Source organism: Olleya sediminilitoris (assembly GCF_016785945.1).
Lineage (GTDB): Bacteria > Bacteroidota > Bacteroidia > Flavobacteriales > Flavobacteriaceae > Olleya > Olleya sediminilitoris.
The window spans coordinates 19,852-38,193 of sequence record NZ_JAEMEF010000019.1 but is presented as its reverse complement, the minus strand read 5'-3'; the positions used below and the strand labels follow the sequence as shown (position 1 = coordinate 38,193).

Genomic DNA, 18,342 nt, shown 5'->3' with positions numbered 1-18,342 from the left:
TAATAGTCGTTTGACCATCTTCATCAGTGTAAGTGAAAGTTCCATCATTATTGTCAACAATAGTTGTTAATGCTTCTAAGTTAGCAACGATAGCAGATAAGTCTAATTGAGTTATAATACCATCTTCGTCTGTATAATCTATGTTGGTATTATCCGAATTTAAGGCAATAGAAGTTAAAGTTTCTAGATTTGAAACATCAATAATAGTCGTTTGACCATCTTCGTCGGTATAGGTGAACGTTCCGTTGTTGTTGTCAACAATAGTTGTTAAGGCTTCTAAGTTAGCAACGATAGCTGATAAATTTAATTGGCTTACAACACCATCTTCATCAATATAATCGATGTTAGTGTTGTCGATGTTTAAAGCAACAGAAGTTAGAGATTCCATGTTAGCAACATCAAGGGTTGTTGTTACTCCTTCTTCGTCAGTATAAGTAAAAGTGCCATCGTTATTATCAATGATAGTTGTTATAGATTCTAGATTATCAACAATGTTAGATAAATCTAATTGAGTCACTACACCATCTTCGTCAGTATAATCTATATTAGTGTTGTCAGCATTAAAGGCTATTGTTGTTAGTGTTTCCGCACTATTTGTATCTATTATTGTTGTAGTACCATTTTCAGAGGTATAAGTAAATGTACCATTAGCATTGTCAACTAAAGTTGTTAATGTTTCTAATGCAGAGACATCCAAAGTAATAGGGTTTCCGTTACCATTATTAAATGTATAAGTGTCATCTCCATTATCCGTTAATGCTGATTTAATAATTGTTGTAACCGAACCATCTTCACTTGTATAACTAATCGTACCATCATTATTATCCATTAAAGCAGTTATGGTTTCATTTGCCATAACATCAACACATAAACTTGTCCATGTAGAATTATTGTATTGAAACAAGCAGTTTTCGTCTGTGTTATAAATAATGGCACCATTTAAAGGGGATAAGGCAATCATTTCAGCGTTAGAAATTCTAGTAACTACTAAAACTTTATCAGCACTTTCTAATTCTAGTAAAGAATTTTGATCAATGGTCTGAGGATTGTCTCCTATCTTAACCTGTCCCATTAAATTGGTAGTCAGTAGGATAGTTAATATTAATAATAATTTTTTCATAATAAGGGGAATTTTCTCTAAAATAATATGGATTTAATATAATTTACGTTGTAACAGGTGGTTAGGTTTTGGTTATCGATAAAGTGTTAAAATAATCGATTAAAAGAGAAATAAAATTTCTGTTTTATAGTTGTAGATTGTAAATAATTACTATTTTTGCCCACGGAAATGCGAGAGTAGCTCAGTTGGTAGAGCGTCAGCCTTCCAAGCTGAATGTCGCCAGTTCGAACCTGGTCTCTCGCTCAAAAGCTTCATCATAACGATGAAGCTTTTTTTGTGGGTTAAAGTTAAATTTTGAAAAGTGTAGGAAGTGTAAGTATTGTCAAAAGAGGGATGAATTTAAATTAAAATAGTAAACGGTTAATTTTTAGAGTTTTATTTTAATTCGTTTAAAAAAATACCAGTTTCTACTTCATAAGGTTCTTTTTCATATTCAAAAATTCTAGCATTTAGCGTTCCTTTTAATTGTATTGAAGCGCCTTTAACTTCTAACCAACTACCTTCACGCAAACCAACAACAGGTTGAGTATTAAATTTATGAAACTCCTTTATACGCGTTTCTCTAGTTTCACCCATATGTTTACTATTGGTGTCAGGATCTAAATAATGTGGATTTATATTAAAAGGCACACATCCTAAAGTTTTAAAATTAGGAGGATAAACAATAGGCATGTCATTAGTAGTGCGCATGGTTAGGCCACAAATATTACTTCCTGCACTTGTCCCTAAATACGGTATACCATCATTAATAATACTAGTTAAGGTATTTAATAAATTATGTTTATATAAAGCATTAACCAATACAAAAGTGTTTCCGCCTCCTGTAAAAATCCCTTTAGCATTTTTAATAGCTTCAATTGGATTTTCAAATTGATGTAACCCTTTTACAGTAATTCCTATGGTATTAAAAGCTTCATTTGCTTTTTTTGTATAAGCATCATGAGAGATGCCTCCTGGTCTTGCATAGGGTATAAAAACAATTTCATTTATATTTTTAAAATGAATTTTTAAGTCCTCCATTAAGTAGTCTAAATATGATCCTGAATGAAGGGTAGAGGTACTTGCAATTAGTAATTGCTTCATAAAAATAGTTTTTGTAAATTTAATTAATCGAAGCTTTTAACAAAAGATTATATAGCAATTAGATTAAAATTAAGAGTAAAAGTTTTTATTTTACTTAAAATCAGCCATTATGAAATTAAAATTACTAGCATTCTTTACGTTAATTGTAGGTTTTTCTTACGCTCAAGACTCAACTAGAGTCGAAATTACAGGTAAAATTATTATAGATTCTCCCGATTTAGAAGGGATTACAGTTTATAATTCCTCTTCAAATAGAGGTGCAGTCACTGACCAAAAAGGGGAGTTTAAAATTAAAGTCATGTTAAACGACAGGATTAATGTATCTGCATTACAGTTTAAAGATTTTAACGTCGTTATAGCTCAAGAAGTTATTGAAAATAAGCAAATGAATGTTTATTTAGTAGAGCAAGTAAATAAATTAGACGAGGTTGTGATCTTACCCTATGATTTAACAGGTGTTTTAAATGAAGACGTAGCTAATGTAAAAACGTTTAATCCAGATTTAGACGCTATCTATTTTGGAGTCAATGATATAAGTTTTTATGAGTTTTCTAACGATGAATATAGTAAAGTTGAAAACTTAGCAGCAATGAATCAAAACGAAAGAATTAGATATCAAGCAGATGGAATGGCTATTATTGGTGGATTGGTCAATTTAATTTTTAAAAAGAAAGATAAAAAGAAGTCTTCGGCAGAGATACAAACAATTGAAACTTCAAAGGATTTAAGTGATATGTATAAACACGAATATTATACTGTTAATTTTAAAATTCCTGAAGATCAAGTAGAAGCTTTTATTGCATTTGTTCAAAAAAATAATTTTGATACTGATTTATTAGTAAAAGGTAAAGAAATGCAATTAATAGAGCATTTAAACGGTCAAAGTAAGCAATTTTTAAAGGCTACTATTGAAAAAAACTAAACTAATAATTGGTCTTTTAGTGTTGTTAGTTAATTCAACTTTACTAGCTCAAACAGTAGAGTTGTCTGGTGTTATAACTGGTGAAGATAATGTAGAAAATATTCATATACTTAATAAAACAGCATTAACTAATGCAACGTCTGGTAAACAAGGTGCGTTTAAAATAAAAGCTAAATTAAATGATACCATAGTTTTTACTTCCGTACAATACAAAATGTTGGTTAAAGTGGTAACAAAACAGGATGTACTTTCAAAAACATTAAATGTAACTTTAGAGGTTTTTACCAATCAATTAGATGAGGTCTTTATAACTAAACCCTTGTCAGGGAATTTAAGCGACGATATTTCAAATTCAACAGCAAAACCAAAAATCAACTTTTATGATGTTGGTATACCTGGTTACCAAGGAAAACAAAAAACACATGTTCAAAAACAACTATATGAAGCCGATCATGGAAAATTTGTATATGTCGGTTTAGGAGCAGCAGTTAATTTTTATAAACTTTTAAATACTATAACAGGTCGTACTAAAAAGCTAAAGCAGATGGTGAAACTTGAAAATAATGATGCTTTATTAGTAAGATTGAAAAATGATTTAGCTGAAGATTTTTTTAAAACTAATCCATTGGATAAAAAATACCATGTCGAGTTCTTTTATTTTGTACAAGAAGATCCATTATTTAAAGAGAAGTGTGGTAAGAGTAACCTAGAAGCATTAGCTTTTTTTAAACTGAAATTAAAGCAATACAAACAAAATTTATCAGAAAAAGAATAAAGCAATAATTGGAATGCTTTTTGTTTCTATTCCGTTAAATTTGTAACAAAATAACCCTTCATGAAGCCCGTAAAACACCTTTTAATATTTAGTTTATTTACACTGTTTTCATTTACTGCAGTACATAAATATTATGTTAGTATAACTCAAATAGAGTATGTTAAAGACAAACAATCTGTTCAGATAATAACAAGAATATTTGTAGATGATTTTGAAAAATTGTTACGTAAACGTTACGATAAAACTATTGTTTTAAATGATGGTAAAGATGAAACTTTAATAGATGGTTATATTAAAAAGTACTTACTTCAAAAACTGGAGATAAACATTAATAACACTCCAAAAACCTTAGCTTTTATTGGTAAAGAGTATGATGATGACATCGTGTATTGTTATCTAGAAATCGAAAATGTCAAAGCAATCAATAGTTTTGAGGTTAAAAACACTGTGTTATTTGATGTGTTTCCAGATCAAAAAAATATTGTCAGAAATAATATTAACGGAAAAAACAAGACTTTTGTTTTAATTCCTGAAAAAGATAAAGGTTTGTTAAACTTTTAACAAAGCCTTTAGACAACGTTAATTTTTGTTAAATTCACATTCTTAAAGTAACAATCACTCAAAATGAAAAAATTAAAGTATCTATTTCTTTCGGCACTTTTTGTGTCTGTTAGTGCCTTTGCGCAAGACCAAAAGGAAGACAAAAAAGAACCTCAACAAGGTCACAGCAACAACAATAAGTTTAAGCAGTTGTATGAAGAGTTTTCAACACCTAATATGTACAGAGCAGCTTCAGGTGCTCCAGGTGCTGCCTACTACCAACAACAGGCAGATTACAAAATGGACTTAGTACTTGATGATGTAAATGCAAAATTATCAGGTTTTGAAACCATAACATATACTAACAACTCTCCAGATAACTTAAATTATTTATGGGTACAGTTAGATCAAAATATGCGTGCTAAAGATTCTAAAACACCTTTAATTAGCGATGACTCTGCACAACCAGCAACAACACCAGGACGTTTTGCTAATAGCTATTTGACAGAAGCTTTTGATGGTGGTTTTAATATCCAAGAAGTTAAAGATTCTAAAGGACGTGCTTTACCACATATGATAAACCGTACGATGATGCGTGTTGAAATGCCAACAGCATTAAAGTCAGGTGATTCTTTTTCATTTTCAATTAAATGGTGGTATAATATTAACGATCATGTTAATGGAAGAGGTCGTTCTGGATACGAGTATTTTCCTGAAGACGATAATAGAGCATATGTAATTGCACAGTTTTACCCAAGAATGGCTGTTTATAATGATGTTGAAGGATGGCAAAATTCTCAATTTTGGGGACGTGATGAGTTTGCTTTGCCATTTGGTAATTTTGAAGTAAATATAACAGTACCTGCAGATCATATTTTAGATGGAACAGGGAAATTAACAAATAGAAAAGACGTTTTCTCAAAAGAAATGATGAAACGTTATGAGCAAGCTAAAAAATCTTACGATGAGCCTGTAGTTATTGTAACTCAAGATGAGGCAATTGCAAAATTAAGCACAAAGTCAACAAAAACAAAAACATGGAAGTTATATGCGGAAAATGTACGTGACTTCGGTTTTGCTACTTCAAGACGTTACATATGGGACATGATGAGTGTTAAGATTGGTGGTAAAGATGTTATGGCAGTATCATTGTATGGTAAAGAAGGAAACCCATTATGGGAAGACTGGTCTACTAAAGCTGTAGCAAGTACATTAAAGTCTTACTCTCGTATGACTTTTGATTACCCTTACCACAAAGCAATATCTGTTCATGCTAAAGAGCAAGGAATGGAATATCCAATGATTTGCTGGAATTATGGTCGTCCTGATAAAGACGGAAACTATAGTGATAGAACTAAATTTGGAATGATGTCCGTAATTATTCACGAGGTAGGACATAACTTTTTTCCAATGATTGTAAATAGTGACGAGCGTCAATGGACTTGGATGGATGAAGGTTTAAATACATTTGTACAATATGTAGCAGAGCAAGATTTTGGTAAATGGTATCCAGCAGCATTATCTGAAGGACAAACAGCTTATCCATCACGTCGTGGTCCTGCAGCTAATATTGTAAGATATATGGGTGGAGATCAAGATTACATTGCTCCAATTATGACAAAAGGATTAAATACTTACCAATTTGGTAACAATGCTTATAGTAAACCAGGTACAGCATTAAATATACTTCGTGAAACTGTAATGGGAGAGGAGTTGTTTGATTATGCTTTTAGAGAATATGCACAACGTTGGATGTTTAAACACCCAACACCAGAAGATTTTTTCCGTACAATGGAAGATGCTTCGGCAGTAGATTTAGATTGGTACTGGAGAGGATGGTTTTACACAACAGATTATGTTGACATTGGTGTAAAAGACGTTAAAAAGTATTTTGTTTCAAATGAACCTAATGCTGAAATTAAAAAAGTAGCAGAGCAAAGAGGTATGAAATTAAGTGATTTACCTCCTTTAGTGTATTTTGTTGAAGAAGGTAGTGAAGATTTTAATGCTGATTTAAAAGGAAAATCTGCGTTAGAAAATTCAGCAACTCTAAACGAATACATCATGGATAACTTTACTCCAGCTGAAAGAGCTAATATTAAAGAACCAAAATTCTTTTACAATGTTACTTTTGAAAAGCCAGGAGGATTAGTGATGCCTATTATTGTAGAGTATACTTACGCTGATGGTACTTCTAAAACAGAAACGTATCCAGCACAAATCTGGAGACTTAATGATAAAGAAGTAAGCAAAACGTTAGCAACAGAAAAAGAGATTGTAAGCATTACTGTTGACCCTAAATTAGAAACAGCAGATGTTGATACCTCTAACAATTCTTGGCCAAGAGAAATGAAGGCTAGTGAGTTTGATAACTTTAAAAAGAAAAATAAAAACTAAATATTAGTTTAGTTTTTAATATTTAAAAGTCCTTAAAGCAAAAGTTTTAAGGACTTTTTATTTTGTATATTTAGAACTATATAAAATAATGTTATGTATACATATAAGGCAAAAATAATAGCAGTTTATGATGGAGATACAGTAACTGCTGTAGTAGATTTAGGGTTTTTACATTCTCAAGAAATGAAATTACGTCTTTACGGAATTGATACTCCTGAATTGAGAGGAGAAGAAAAGGAGGAAGGTAAAAAGGTTAGAGACATTGTTAGAAGTATGATATTGGATAAAGAAGTCACAATACGTTCTTACAAGGATAAACAAGGTAAATATGGACGCTATTTAGCTAATATCATATTAGAGGATGGTTTAGAGTTAAACCAATGGTTAGTAGATAATGGTCACGCTAAGCCCTACTTGATATAAAATAAAAAAGCGACTACTTATTTTAAAGTAGTCGCTTTTAATAATTAATCCTTGATATAAATTTATCATCAAATTATTTCTCCATTCCAGGAGGATATTTTTCCATGATTTTAGCAACAAATTCCTTGATGCGTTCTTCTTTTTTATCCATGTTTTTTGATAAGTAACCAGAACCTTGTCCTTGCCACACTAATTCTTTTTTATTAGCATCAATTAAGTCAACAAACAAAAGTCCCTGAGTTGATGTTGTAACATTAGATCCAGAGTTCCAACCCCATCCCCAACGTGGTCCTCCCCAACCCCAAGCTCCTGCTCCCCAAGAGTTGTTGTATATGTCAACACGTTGATTAGATTTAGTAAAAATACTAACTAAAAGATCAGGATTTTCAGATTTTGTATAGCCTTTTGCTAGTAACTCAGCTTCAATAGCACGAAGTATTCTTCGTTTATCTAAATCGCTAATTTCAGCTTTGTCTATTCCTGATTTAAAAAAGGCAAAGGTTTTGTAGTTATTAAAATCTACAGCTTTGTCGTAATCTGCAGCAACTTTAACAGAGCTACAAGATGTTAGCACAATTGCAATTAATGCAATAGGTAATAGTTTAATAATTTTTTTCATGGCGATAATATTTAGGTTTATAATTGTTCTAATAAATCATCATCAACCAGATTAGGTAAGGTTACTTTTAAATTAGGTTCAATATCCATTGCGCGCTTAATAGCAAAAATAGCTTCGTCATTTCTAGCCCAACTACGTCTTGATATTCCGTTATTAACGTCCCAAAACAACATTTGTTTTAATCTTTTTGATGCTTCTATACTACCATCAAGAACCATACCAAATCCACCATTTATAACTTCACCCCAACCAACACCACCACCATTGTGGATGCTTACCCATGTGGCACCTCTAAAACTATCTCCAATAACATTTTGGATAGCCATATCTGCTGTAAAGCGTGATCCATCATAAATATTAGACGTTTCGCGATAAGGACTATCTGTACCAGAAACATCGTGATGATCACGACCTAATATAACGGTATCAATCTCTCCATTTGCTATGGCTTGATTAAAAGCTTCAGCAATTTTCATACGACCTTCTGCATCTGCATATAATATTCTAGCTTGTGATCCAACTACTAATTGATTGTCTTGTGCGCCTTTAATCCATTGGATGTTATCAGACATTTGTTGTTGGATTTCTTCAGGCGAATATTGCTTTATTTCTTCTAAAACTTGACAAGCTATTGCATCTGTTTTGGCTAAATCTTCTGATTTTCCAGAAGCACAAACCCATCTAAATGGTCCAAATCCATAATCAAAACACATTGGCCCCATGATATCTTGTACGTAGCTTGGGTATTTAAAATCTATACCGTTATCTGCCATAATATCTGCACCTGCACGTGAGGCTTCCAATAAAAAAGCATTACCATAGTCAAAAAAGTAAGTCCCTTTTGCTGTATGTTTATTAATTGCTTCAGCATGACGACGCAGTGTTTCTTGCACTTTTTCTTTAAATAAATCAGGTTGATTAGCCATCATAATATTAGCTTCTTCAAAAGTAATATCTACAGGATAGTATCCTCCAGCCCAAGGATTATGTAAAGAGGTCTGATCGCTTCCTAAATCGATATGTAAATTATGTTTATCAAAAGTTTCCCAAACATCAACTATGTTTCCTAGGTAGGCTATTGAAACCGTTTCTTTTTCGGCTTTAGCCTGTATAACACGTTTAACTAATTGATCTAGATCTGTAATCTTCTCGTCAATCCAACCTTGATCTAAACGTACTTGAGTTATTTTTGGGTTAACTTCTGCACAAACAGTAATACAACCTGCAATATTACCAGCTTTAGGTTGTGCTCCAGACATTCCGCCCAACCCAGAAGTTACAAATAAATGCCCTTTTGGTTCTTTGTTAATTTTTCTAAATCCATTTAAAACAGTGATAGTTGTACCATGTACAATACCTTGTGGACCAATGTACATATAACTACCAGCAGTCATTTGTCCATATTGTGTAACACCTAAAGCATTAAATTTTTCCCAATCATCGGGTTTAGAGTAGTTAGGTATCATCATTCCGTTAGTAACGACTACTCTTGGTGCGTTTTTGTGTGACGGAAATAATCCCATTGGATGACCAGAATACATGGTTAAGGTTTGCTCATCGGTCATTTGGGCTAAATACTTCATGGTTAATCTGTATTGTGCCCAATTAGAAAACACTGCTCCATTACCACCATAAGTAATTAGCTCATGTGGATGTTGTGCAACAGCATAATCTAAATTATTTTGTATCATTAACATGATAGCAGCAGCTTGCTGTGACTGAGCTGGATATTCATGTATTGGTCTAGCATACATTTTGTAATCAGGTCTAAAACGATACATATAAATACGGCCATAAGTATCTAATTCGGTTTTAAACTCGGGTAATAATGTCTTGTGATGTTTTTTATCAAAATACCTAAGTGCATTTTTTAAAGCTAATTTCTCTTCAACTTTACTTAAAATTGCTTTTCGTTTTGGTGCATGATTAATACTAGCATCAAAAGGTTTTGGTTGTGGTAATTGGTCAGGAATACCCTCTAATATCTGGTCTTTAAATGTCATAAAAAAGTAGACTTTATTTTTTATTAGTTGTGTTAGTTTTTGTGTTGTATCCATAAGGACAATGTCTACAACCGCTTTCACAGCAATAGCCACGTTTTAAGTGATATTGTTCTGTAAAACAACGATACCCTTCAGGTGTTAAGTAGTAATCGCCTTCTTCAATAGGAATTATCTTCTTCATATCACAAAGATAACGTAAATTGGTGTACATTTTGTGATGTATAAACTATGATCATTGTTTCTAAATACTTAGTGCCAAAAGGGTACGCAGGATTAACTATTTATCCTTTTATTTTTCTTAAAAACAAACATTTAAAAGAAAGTGTTAGTTTGGTTAATCATGAAAAAATTCATCTTAAACAGCAACTCGAATTATTAGTACTTCCTTTTTATATTTGGTATGTTTTAGAGTTTTTGATTAGATATTTAAAGCATAACAATTGGCAAAAGGCATATAAAAATATTAGTTTTGAGCGTGAGGCGTACTGTAACGATTCAAATTTACAGTATATAAAAACTAGACGTTTTTGGCAATTTTTAAAGTATCTTAGCAAGCATGAAATTTAGGCCAGAACTTAGTGTTAATCAAAACATACAACTCCCTTTTAAAACTAAGGTGACTTTGCATTTAAAACGTGAAGATTTAATACATCCCATTATTTCTGGTAATAAATACCGCAAATTAAAATATAATATCGCTTTCGCGGAAGCCCATAATCATGATACGCTACTTACTTTTGGAGGTGCGTTTTCTAATCATATTGCAGCAACAGCCGAAGCAGGTCGCGTCTATGGATTTAAAACCATTGGTATAATTAGAGGAGAAGAGTTACATGATAAAATTCAGGACAATCCAACATTAAAATTTGCACAATCCTGCGGAATGCAATTTAAGTTTATAAGTCGTGAGCAATTTAGATTAAAATCTACACAGTCTTTAATTGAAAAATTAAAACGCGAGTTTGGTGATTTTTATCAAATACCAGAAGGAGGTACTAATGATTTAGCAATTAAAGGATGTCAAGAAATTTTAACTCCCAACGATAAGCAGTATGATTGCATATGCGCTTCGGTTGGGACAGGAGGTACGCTTTCTGGATTAATTAATAGTTCAAGTTTAAGTCAACAAGTTTTAGGTTTTTCTGCCTTAAAAGGCGACTTTTTAAAAGAAGATATTAGTAAATTTGCAACACAAAATAATTGGCAATTGCTAACTGATTATCATTTTGGAGGTTATGCTAAAATAAATGGAGATTTAGTTACGTTTATAAATCAATTTAAAACTGCGCAGCAAATTGCATTAGATCCTGTTTATACTGGTAAAATGCTTTTTGGTATTTTTGAATTAATTCAGAACGGTTTTTTTAAAGACAATGCCAAAATTTTAGCAATTCATACAGGAGGCATACAAGGTATTGAAGGTATGAACAAACGTTTAAAACAAAAGCAACAACAATTAATAATATAGTTAATGAAAAAAATAATAACCATACTTTGTATAACGCTTTTAATTGTTAGTTGTGGTACTTCAAAAAAAGTACAAACAAAAAAAGCAAAACCTAGAACAGTTAAGGTAGATAGAACAAAAAAGAATACGACAAAGGAAAAAGAAGTTATAGTCGCTGAAGAAACTGTAAAAGAAACTCCAGAAGTATATGCTAATAAAACGGAAGAATATATTGCCATATTTAGTGATATTGCTCAAGACGAAATGCGAAAATATGGTATTCCTGCAAGTATCACTTTAGCACAAGGTATTCTAGAGTCTGCTTCAGGTAAAGGAAGATTATCTGTTGAGGCTAATAATCATTTTGGAATTAAATGTCATAATTGGACAGGAGCCAAAATATATCATGACGATGACGCGTCTCAAGAATGTTTCAGAAAATATAAAAATGCAAAATATTCGTTTAGAGACCATTCGTTATTTTTAACAGGACGTAAACGTTACTCTAAATTATTTAATTTAGAAAAAGATGACTATTCTGGTTGGGCAAAAGGTTTAAGAGCAGCAGGTTATGCAACAGATAGAAAATATCCAAGTAAGTTAATAAGTTTAATAGAGCGTTACCAACTATACAGGTTTGATGCAGATGTTTTAGGTAAACAAGCAGCAAACAATGATAAACATACTGTTATAAAAGGTGATACTTTATATTCCATTTCAAGAAAATACAATCTCTCTGTAAACGAGTTAAAGGCGTTAAACAGTTTAGAAAACAACGATTTATTTGTCGGACAGATTTTATTTGTAAAACCAATACCTAAAGATTATTAAAGTTTATGATTTATAAACGTAGTAGTGCTTTGTTTGCAGAAGCAGAGCAAGTAATACCTGGAGGAGTAAACTCTCCTGTAAGAGCTTTTAAAGCAGTAGGCGGAACACCAATATTTGTTAAACAAGCAAAAGGCGCTTATTTGTATGATGAAGATGATAATAAACTAATAGATTACATCGCATCTTGGGGACCAATGATTTTAGGTCATGCACATCAGCCTGTAGTAGATGCAGTAATTGATAAAGCAAAAAAAGGAACTTCCTTTGGTATGCCAACTCAAATTGAAACTCAGATAGCAGAATTAGCTGTGTCAATGGTTCCAAATATTGATAAAATACGTTTTGTTAATTCTGGTACAGAAGCTTGTATGAGTGCTGTTAGATTAGCAAGAGGATATACTAAAAAAGACAAAATAATTAAGTTTGCTGGTTGCTACCATGGACATTCAGATTCTTTTTTAATTCAAGCAGGAAGTGGAGCAGTAACCTTTGGTACTCCAAATAGTCCTGGAGTGACTCAAGGTACAGCAAAAGATACTTTGCTTGCAAAATATAATGATTTAGCAAATGTTGAAGCTTTAATAGAAGCTAATAAAAACGAAATTGCTTGTATTATTATAGAGCCTGTTGCTGGAAACATGGGTTGTATTCCTCCTAAAAAAGGATTTTTAGAAGGGTTAAGGCAATTATGTGATGCTAATAATATTTTATTAGTTTTTGATGAGGTAATGACAGGGTTTAGGTTAGCTAAAGGAGGTGCTCAAGAGTTATTAGGTATTAAAGCAGATATCGTTTGTTTTGGTAAAGTAATTGGAGGAGGATTACCAGTTGGAGCTTTTGCAGCTAAAGCTGAAATCATGAATCATTTAGCGCCTTTAGGTCCAGTGTATCAAGCAGGAACATTAAGCGGAAATCCATTAGCTATGGCTGCTGGTTTAGCAATGTTAACCGAACTAAATACTGGAGATGTTTTTGAAAGTTTAGCTAAAAAAACAGAATACTTACACAAAGGAATTGCTGAGGTTTTAGAAAAACGAAATGTTACACATACTATTAATAGAGTAGGTTCTATGATATCTGTACATTTTTGTGACAATGAAGTTGTAGATTTTGAAACGTCTGCAAAAGGTAACAACGATACGTTTAAGACCTTTTTTCATGGTATGCTAAAACAAGGTGTTTATTTAGCACCAAGTGCATTTGAAAGTTGGTTTTTAAATGATGCATTGTCTTATGATGATTTAGATAAAACCATAGCAGCATGTGATGCTGTGTTTAGTTAATGGAATAAAATTAAAGCATAAAAAAGCCGATTATAAATTTATAATCGGCTTTTTTAGTTATTGAGTAATTAAAGTTTAACCTCTGTTGTCTCTAAAAACTTATTGAATTGTTCTTCGTTAAGTGCTTCTTGCATTTGTGAAGCTAAACGGTCATTAATTTTCTTCTCTAAATCAGCATATTCACTAGTGCCTACTTTGTGCAAGCTATTAAGTGTTTCTGACTTTGCATAAAATTCTTGGTATGCAATGTACATTGATTCTTGAGTTGTTTTATTGGCTTTAACAAGTCTACCCATCTCAACTGTTTTTGTTTGTGCAGCAGTGTTAACTTCTGCACTAAAACTTTGTTGTGCATTAGCAGTATTAGTCGCTAAAAATAAACCAAAAACAAAAAGACAAATTGTAAATATTTTTTTCATTGGTGTTAGAATTAATTAAGTTATGATTTTAAATGTAATACTTTTTGTTTAATTAGCGATCAAAAAAAAGCACTGAATAGATAATCAGTGCTTTTTTGTCTTTGAAATGAAAATTGATGTTAATCTTCCATTTCTAAATCTCTATCTTTTTTATTATGGTGATCTTTTCTTTTTTTATCACCTTTTTTTCTTCCGTGTTTTCTTTTAGTTTGAGACTTTTCCCATTTTTCATATTGTTCAGCGCTTAAAATGCTTTTCATTTCTCTTTTAGTAGCTATCTGATCATCTAATCTTTGGTTAGCTCTTTTAAGTTTTTCCTCTTTAGTAGGTTTTACTTTTTCTTCTTTATCTTTTGCCTCAAGACGTGATTTCATCGCTTCTTTACGCTTTTTAGCGTGTTCTAAATTTAAAGCCATTACTTTTTTCTGTTGGGCATCCGTTAAATCTAAATGAAGTGTCATTTTTTTGGTTTGCAATTCAGCCATTTCTTCTGGTTCTAATTGCATACGTTTTTCCATTTTTTCTTTTCTGTTGTCTTGACGCTGTTCTTTTTTGTCTTGCGCATTAGCTTGAAATGTTATCAAGGCTAAAGCTATAATTGCTAATTTTTTCATTTTTATAAATTTTAAATGTTATACTTCTAAGACCTGATAAAATTAAAATAGTTTAAAAGCAAGTTGGTTTTTAGCTTTTAATTAACATTGGTTTTAGCCATTTCTACAAGTTCTAAAGTGATAGTGTATAGTGGTTTATTTTCCATTTTGCTTTTTAACCAAGCATAAAAACTCATTACAAAAATATCTTCTTGTTGGGCATCAATCCACACAAAAGCATTTTCTACTTTAGTTTTAAAGGTTGCTGTTGTAACAATATTTGGGTCTTTAAAATATAATTGGACAAAGCTTAAATATGTGATTACTCGATTTTGATTAATTTGTTTTAGATAGGAGTAGTATTGGCGTTTAAAGCTACGTAGTCTAGAGTCTACTAATTCAATATTCTCTAATTCTATTTGTATTATAATATCTATTAAGTTTTTTTTAATAACCCAATCTTTACCAGCTTTAGTTTCGTAATAAGTATCTGTATGATAAAAGGTGGCTATAACTTGATTAGCTTTTTTATAGTCGTTATGTTGTATATGTGTCATGATTAAGCACAAGTGTATGTCTAATTGGCTTTCTATATCTTGATGTTTAAGTTTAGTGCTTTTTTCTAGTATAGCAATAGCTTTTGTTTGTTGGTTGGTGTAATTATATGTTAAACCTTTTAAAAGGTTGTGTTTTAATATAAAGGTGTTATAATGTTTTTTTTGATTGCTTTTTAATTGTGTTTCCATTGCATTTAAGTACTGCGAAGCTTCGTTAAATTTTTTGTTCCTAAATAAAGTATTAGCAATCATGTATAATATCTGAATATGATAATAAGTTTGTTTGACTCGATTTTTGTATGATTTTATAGAAGTGTAATGTTTTAATAAAAAGGATTCTATTTTATAATAGTCATTAGTTACAAAAGCGGATAAGCTAACAATACTTATAATTTGATATAGTGCTTTAAATGTAATAGCATTTTCTAGATTTATATTATGTTCTTCTAGCGTATTGTTTAATAATGTATCTAGATCTAAGACAGCACCTTTATAGTTTATGTTGTTAAGTGTTTGTCTAATTTTTGCATAGACGATGTTTAGTTGGTCTTCTAAATAGGCATTATGTTGGTTATTTTTAAAAGCAGTAATATAATGTTCTAGTTTATCTTGTGGTTGTGAGTAGGAGTATTGAATTTTTGTATGATAAATTTCATTCAAAATAGAAAATAAAGCATGTTCTGTTGCTATAGTTTCAGCTTTAGCTAATAATTTATAGGCTGTTTTGTATTGCTTTTTGGTAAGGCAGGCTCTGGCAGTGATGAGTAGTTTTATTAATTGCATTTCTACAGTACTCTCGTCTGCTAGGTGTTTGTTAGCTATAAAATCTATAACAGATTGATATAAACGTTTTCTTAAGGCATGATATGCTCCTTTTTTCTGACAGCCATAAAGTGTATTACAAATGGTAAATGTGTCTAAGTCTTTATCTTGAAGTAACTTGTAAAGCTGTATGTTTTTGGTATCACTTCTTTTGTTCTTTTTTTCTAGAAACGTTATAAACTGTTGTTGTTCTTCATTAGAAAATGTAGAAATTAGGTTATTTAAATCAGTCATTTAATCGTCATTATTTTGTTAAAAGTAACCTTTTAAATAAGGTTTATTTTATTTTTTAACATAAAATATATCGTCAGTTTTATTTTAAATCTGTTTTTATATAACTCTCTGCCTGTTGCATCTTTGTCGTGTAATCAACAAATCAAAACATCATGAAAACATTTTTTAAAGCAACACTTATCGTTTTATTTTTTAGTGTATTACTAGCTAATAGAATGGAGATTCAGAATTATTTAATAAACAGCTATCAATCTTATGTAGCAGACTTAAGTAATCATACAGGAAGTAAAGTGAGTTATTAAGGTGTCTAAAACAATTTAGCATTATACACCTTATCAAATTAGAGACAAAGGGTCTCAAGCTTTATTTTATATAATAATTATCAAAAACAAAATAATATGGATTATCAAACAACAACTTCAATTAATGAAGACCAAAAGTCTAAAAAGCCTAAAACGAAGGCAACAACTTATAATACTAAACCTACGCCAGCATTTGTGGGAGCATCTTGGACAGCTTTATGTCTTGGTATGGTTTCTTATTCTATTGGATTATGGAACGCAGATATACTTCTAAATGAAAAAGGATATTATTTTACCATCTTACTTTTTGGTTTATTCTCTGTAATATCTGTACAGAAATCAGTGAGAGATAAGCTAGAAAATGTACCAGTTACAGAAATTTATTATGGCATAAGCTGGTTTACGTCTGTGGCAGCAATCGCGTTATTAGTTATTGGATTGTGGAATGCAGATTTAGAACTTAGCGAAAAAGGGTTTTATGGTATGTCATTTACTTTAAGTCTTTTTGCTGCTATTGCAGTGCAAAAAAATACGCGTGATATTGCCTTTTTAGTAAATGAGAAAACGGACACTATTTAATGTTTTGTTTTGATGATTGGTTAATGTGATGGTTAACCCAAAGCCTCGTGACTTGTGTTACGAGGTTTTTAATCAAAACTGAATTAATTAAAACCATTAAAAATGAGTACAAAATTTGTAAATACATTACCAGAATTAATACAAAATCAGATCATATCCAAAGACACTGCATTGCGCATTGAACGCTACTTTGAGTCTAAAGAAGCCAACACGTCTAATAAGTTATTTGTAGTATTTGGTGTTTTAGGATCTTTATTAATAGGATCTGGAATAATATTATTATTTGCCCATAATTGGGACTATTTGCCTAAGATGATCAAAACGGTATTGGCTTTTATCCCTTTGGTGATTGGACAATTGTTAGTTGGCTTTTCGATTTTTAAAAAGAAGAGTCAGATATGGAAAGAAGCATCAGGTGTCTTTCTGTTTTTTGGTGTAGGAGCTGCAATTGCTTTAATTGGTCAGATTTATAATGTGCCAGGTAGCTTAAAAGGGTATTTATTAACATGGATTGCACTATGTTTACCTTTAGTTTATTTACTAAAATCAAAAGTGTTGGCAATATTACATCTTGTTTTTGCAACTTATTATGCTTGTTTAGTAGGGTATTTTGAAAGTGCACAGATACCATGGATGTATTTGGTTATGTTAGTTGGTTTACTTCCTTTTTATTACAACGTCATTAAAAACGAAGTAGCTTCTAACGGGTTTTCTTTACTTAATTGGTTATTTCCATTAAGTTTGACCATTACATTTGGTGCTTTTATAGAGGTTTCAAGTAGTATTTTGTATCTAATTTATATATTGTTTTTTGGATTGCTTTATAATATTGGACAATTACCTTATTTAAAAATTCTAAAACTTAGACAAAACGGTTACTTAGCGATGGGGTCTTTTGGTGTAGTTGTTACACTTCTTTTAGCTTCTTTTTATAGGTATTGGTCAGGAGACTTTAATTATGAGTATTACAAGGTCTCAAGTTTTTATGTACCAATACTTTTAATCATACTTACAGTAGTAATTCTAGTTTATAGTTATATAAAAGATAGCTTAAAACCATTTAACTTGTTTAGATATGTATTTGTGTTATACTTAATTATTTTTATTGTAAATAGCTATTATGCAACTGTAGGACTAGTCTTAATAAACTTTTTAATACTTGGTTTAGGTATTGCGACAGTAAAGGTAGGAGTGGATAAATCTCATTTCGGAATCTTAAACTATGGTTTGCTAATTATTACCGCTTTAATAAGTTTTAGGTTTTTTGATACAGACATGAGCTTTGTTATTCGTGGTTTATTATTTATAACTATAGGTGTCGGTTTTTTTAGTACAAATTACTTCATGCTTAAAAAGCAGAAATCAAATCATAATAAATCTTTAAACAATTAAG

At 31.1% G+C, this 18,342-nt stretch carries 18 protein-coding genes, 1 tRNA gene and 1 pseudogene; 12 read left to right on the top strand and 8 right to left on the bottom strand.

The window, feature by feature from the left end:
* Window positions 1-1,120, bottom strand: a pseudogene (locus JAO71_RS15530) (hypothetical protein); the annotation flags it as partial.
* Between the two features lie 170 nt (window positions 1,121-1,290).
* Here JAO71_RS15530 and JAO71_RS15525 point away from each other — a divergent pair.
* Window positions 1,291-1,363: transfer RNA gene (locus JAO71_RS15525), tRNA-Gly, on the top strand.
* Window positions 1,364-1,495: 132 nt separating this feature from the next.
* On the opposite strand, the gene pepE is transcribed toward JAO71_RS15525, so the two are convergent.
* Window positions 1,496-2,203, bottom strand: a complete 708-nt coding sequence (pepE, locus tag JAO71_RS15520; RefSeq protein ID WP_203001706.1) for a dipeptidase PepE — start codon at window positions 2,201-2,203, stop codon at window positions 1,496-1,498.
* 109 nt (window positions 2,204-2,312) lie between these two features.
* Between pepE and JAO71_RS15515 the strand changes: the two genes are divergently transcribed.
* The 5 genes from JAO71_RS15515 (at window position 2,313) to JAO71_RS15495 (ending at window position 7,260) form a co-directional block, all read left to right on the top strand.
* Window positions 2,313-3,125, top strand: coding sequence for a carboxypeptidase-like regulatory domain-containing protein (locus JAO71_RS15515; protein ID WP_116823439.1), 813 nt, complete (start codon window positions 2,313-2,315; stop codon window positions 3,123-3,125).
* Entirely contained in the window at window positions 3,112-3,900 is a 789-nt protein-coding gene (locus JAO71_RS15510) for a peptidase associated/transthyretin-like domain-containing protein (protein ID WP_028607269.1), read from the top strand. Before JAO71_RS15515 ends, JAO71_RS15510 begins: the two co-directional genes overlap by 14 nt.
* Before the next feature lie 60 nt (window positions 3,901-3,960).
* Window positions 3,961-4,461, top strand: a complete 501-nt coding sequence (locus tag JAO71_RS15505) for a DUF6702 family protein (protein WP_203001705.1) — start codon at window positions 3,961-3,963, stop codon at window positions 4,459-4,461.
* Window positions 4,462-4,524: 63 nt separating this feature from the next.
* Complete coding sequence (locus JAO71_RS15500) at window positions 4,525-6,837, top strand: M1 family metallopeptidase (protein ID WP_203001703.1); 2,313 nt, start codon at window positions 4,525-4,527, stop codon at window positions 6,835-6,837.
* Window positions 6,838-6,930: 93 nt separating this feature from the next.
* Entirely contained in the window at window positions 6,931-7,260 is a 330-nt protein-coding gene (locus JAO71_RS15495) for a thermonuclease family protein (protein ID WP_028290586.1), read from the top strand.
* A gap of 73 nt (window positions 7,261-7,333) precedes the next feature.
* On the opposite strand, the gene JAO71_RS15490 is transcribed toward JAO71_RS15495, so the two are convergent.
* From JAO71_RS15490 to JAO71_RS15480, 3 genes are read right to left on the bottom strand one after another with little or no spacing between them, the layout of a single operon-like run.
* A complete protein-coding gene (locus JAO71_RS15490; RefSeq protein ID WP_116823434.1) occupies window positions 7,334-7,879 on the bottom strand; it encodes a DUF4136 domain-containing protein in 546 nt (181 codons plus the stop codon).
* Between the two features lie 17 nt (window positions 7,880-7,896).
* On the bottom strand, window positions 7,897-9,882 hold the full coding sequence (locus JAO71_RS15485) for a urocanate hydratase (RefSeq protein WP_203001701.1): 1,986 nt from the start codon (window positions 9,880-9,882) through the stop codon (window positions 7,897-7,899).
* 13 nt (window positions 9,883-9,895) lie between these two features.
* A complete protein-coding gene (locus tag JAO71_RS15480) occupies window positions 9,896-10,063 on the bottom strand; it encodes a DUF5522 domain-containing protein (protein ID WP_162874861.1) in 168 nt (55 codons plus the stop codon).
* Between the two features lie 375 nt (window positions 10,064-10,438).
* On the opposite strand from JAO71_RS15480, the gene JAO71_RS15475 reads away from it, so the two are divergent.
* From JAO71_RS15475 to hemL, 3 genes are read left to right on the top strand one after another with little or no spacing between them, the layout of a single operon-like run.
* Complete coding sequence (locus JAO71_RS15475) at window positions 10,439-11,350, top strand: 1-aminocyclopropane-1-carboxylate deaminase/D-cysteine desulfhydrase (protein ID WP_203001700.1); 912 nt, start codon at window positions 10,439-10,441, stop codon at window positions 11,348-11,350.
* Window positions 11,351-11,353: 3 nt separating this feature from the next.
* Complete coding sequence (locus JAO71_RS15470) at window positions 11,354-12,160, top strand: glucosaminidase domain-containing protein (protein WP_116823431.1); 807 nt, start codon at window positions 11,354-11,356, stop codon at window positions 12,158-12,160.
* 5 nt (window positions 12,161-12,165) lie between these two features.
* On the top strand, window positions 12,166-13,443 hold the full coding sequence (hemL, locus tag JAO71_RS15465; protein ID WP_054852721.1) for a glutamate-1-semialdehyde 2,1-aminomutase: 1,278 nt from the start codon (window positions 12,166-12,168) through the stop codon (window positions 13,441-13,443).
* A 68-nt stretch (window positions 13,444-13,511) separates the two neighbouring features.
* On the opposite strand, the gene JAO71_RS15460 is transcribed toward hemL, so the two are convergent.
* From JAO71_RS15460 to JAO71_RS15450, 3 genes are all read right to left on the bottom strand, one after another.
* Entirely contained in the window at window positions 13,512-13,862 is a 351-nt protein-coding gene (locus JAO71_RS15460) for a hypothetical protein (protein WP_203001698.1), read from the bottom strand.
* A 119-nt stretch (window positions 13,863-13,981) separates the two neighbouring features.
* Window positions 13,982-14,476 carry a hypothetical protein gene (locus tag JAO71_RS15455; protein WP_203001696.1) on the bottom strand — a complete coding sequence of 165 codons (495 nt, stop codon included), beginning with the start codon at window positions 14,474-14,476 and terminating at the stop codon, window positions 13,982-13,984.
* 77 nt (window positions 14,477-14,553) lie between these two features.
* Window positions 14,554-16,068, bottom strand: coding sequence for a hypothetical protein (locus tag JAO71_RS15450; protein WP_203001694.1), 1,515 nt, complete (start codon window positions 16,066-16,068; stop codon window positions 14,554-14,556).
* A gap of 152 nt (window positions 16,069-16,220) precedes the next feature.
* Between JAO71_RS15450 and JAO71_RS15445 the strand changes: the two genes are divergently transcribed.
* From JAO71_RS15445 to JAO71_RS15435, 3 genes are all read left to right on the top strand, one after another.
* Window positions 16,221-16,370 carry a hypothetical protein gene (locus tag JAO71_RS15445; RefSeq protein ID WP_203001692.1) on the top strand — a complete coding sequence of 50 codons (150 nt, stop codon included), beginning with the start codon at window positions 16,221-16,223 and terminating at the stop codon, window positions 16,368-16,370.
* A 96-nt stretch (window positions 16,371-16,466) separates the two neighbouring features.
* Entirely contained in the window at window positions 16,467-16,949 is a 483-nt protein-coding gene (yiaA, locus tag JAO71_RS15440; protein WP_203001690.1) for an inner membrane protein YiaA, read from the top strand.
* Window positions 16,950-17,051: 102 nt separating this feature from the next.
* Complete coding sequence (locus JAO71_RS15435) at window positions 17,052-18,341, top strand: DUF2157 domain-containing protein (protein ID WP_203001688.1); 1,290 nt, start codon at window positions 17,052-17,054, stop codon at window positions 18,339-18,341.
* Window position 18,342: the final 1 nt, after the last annotated feature.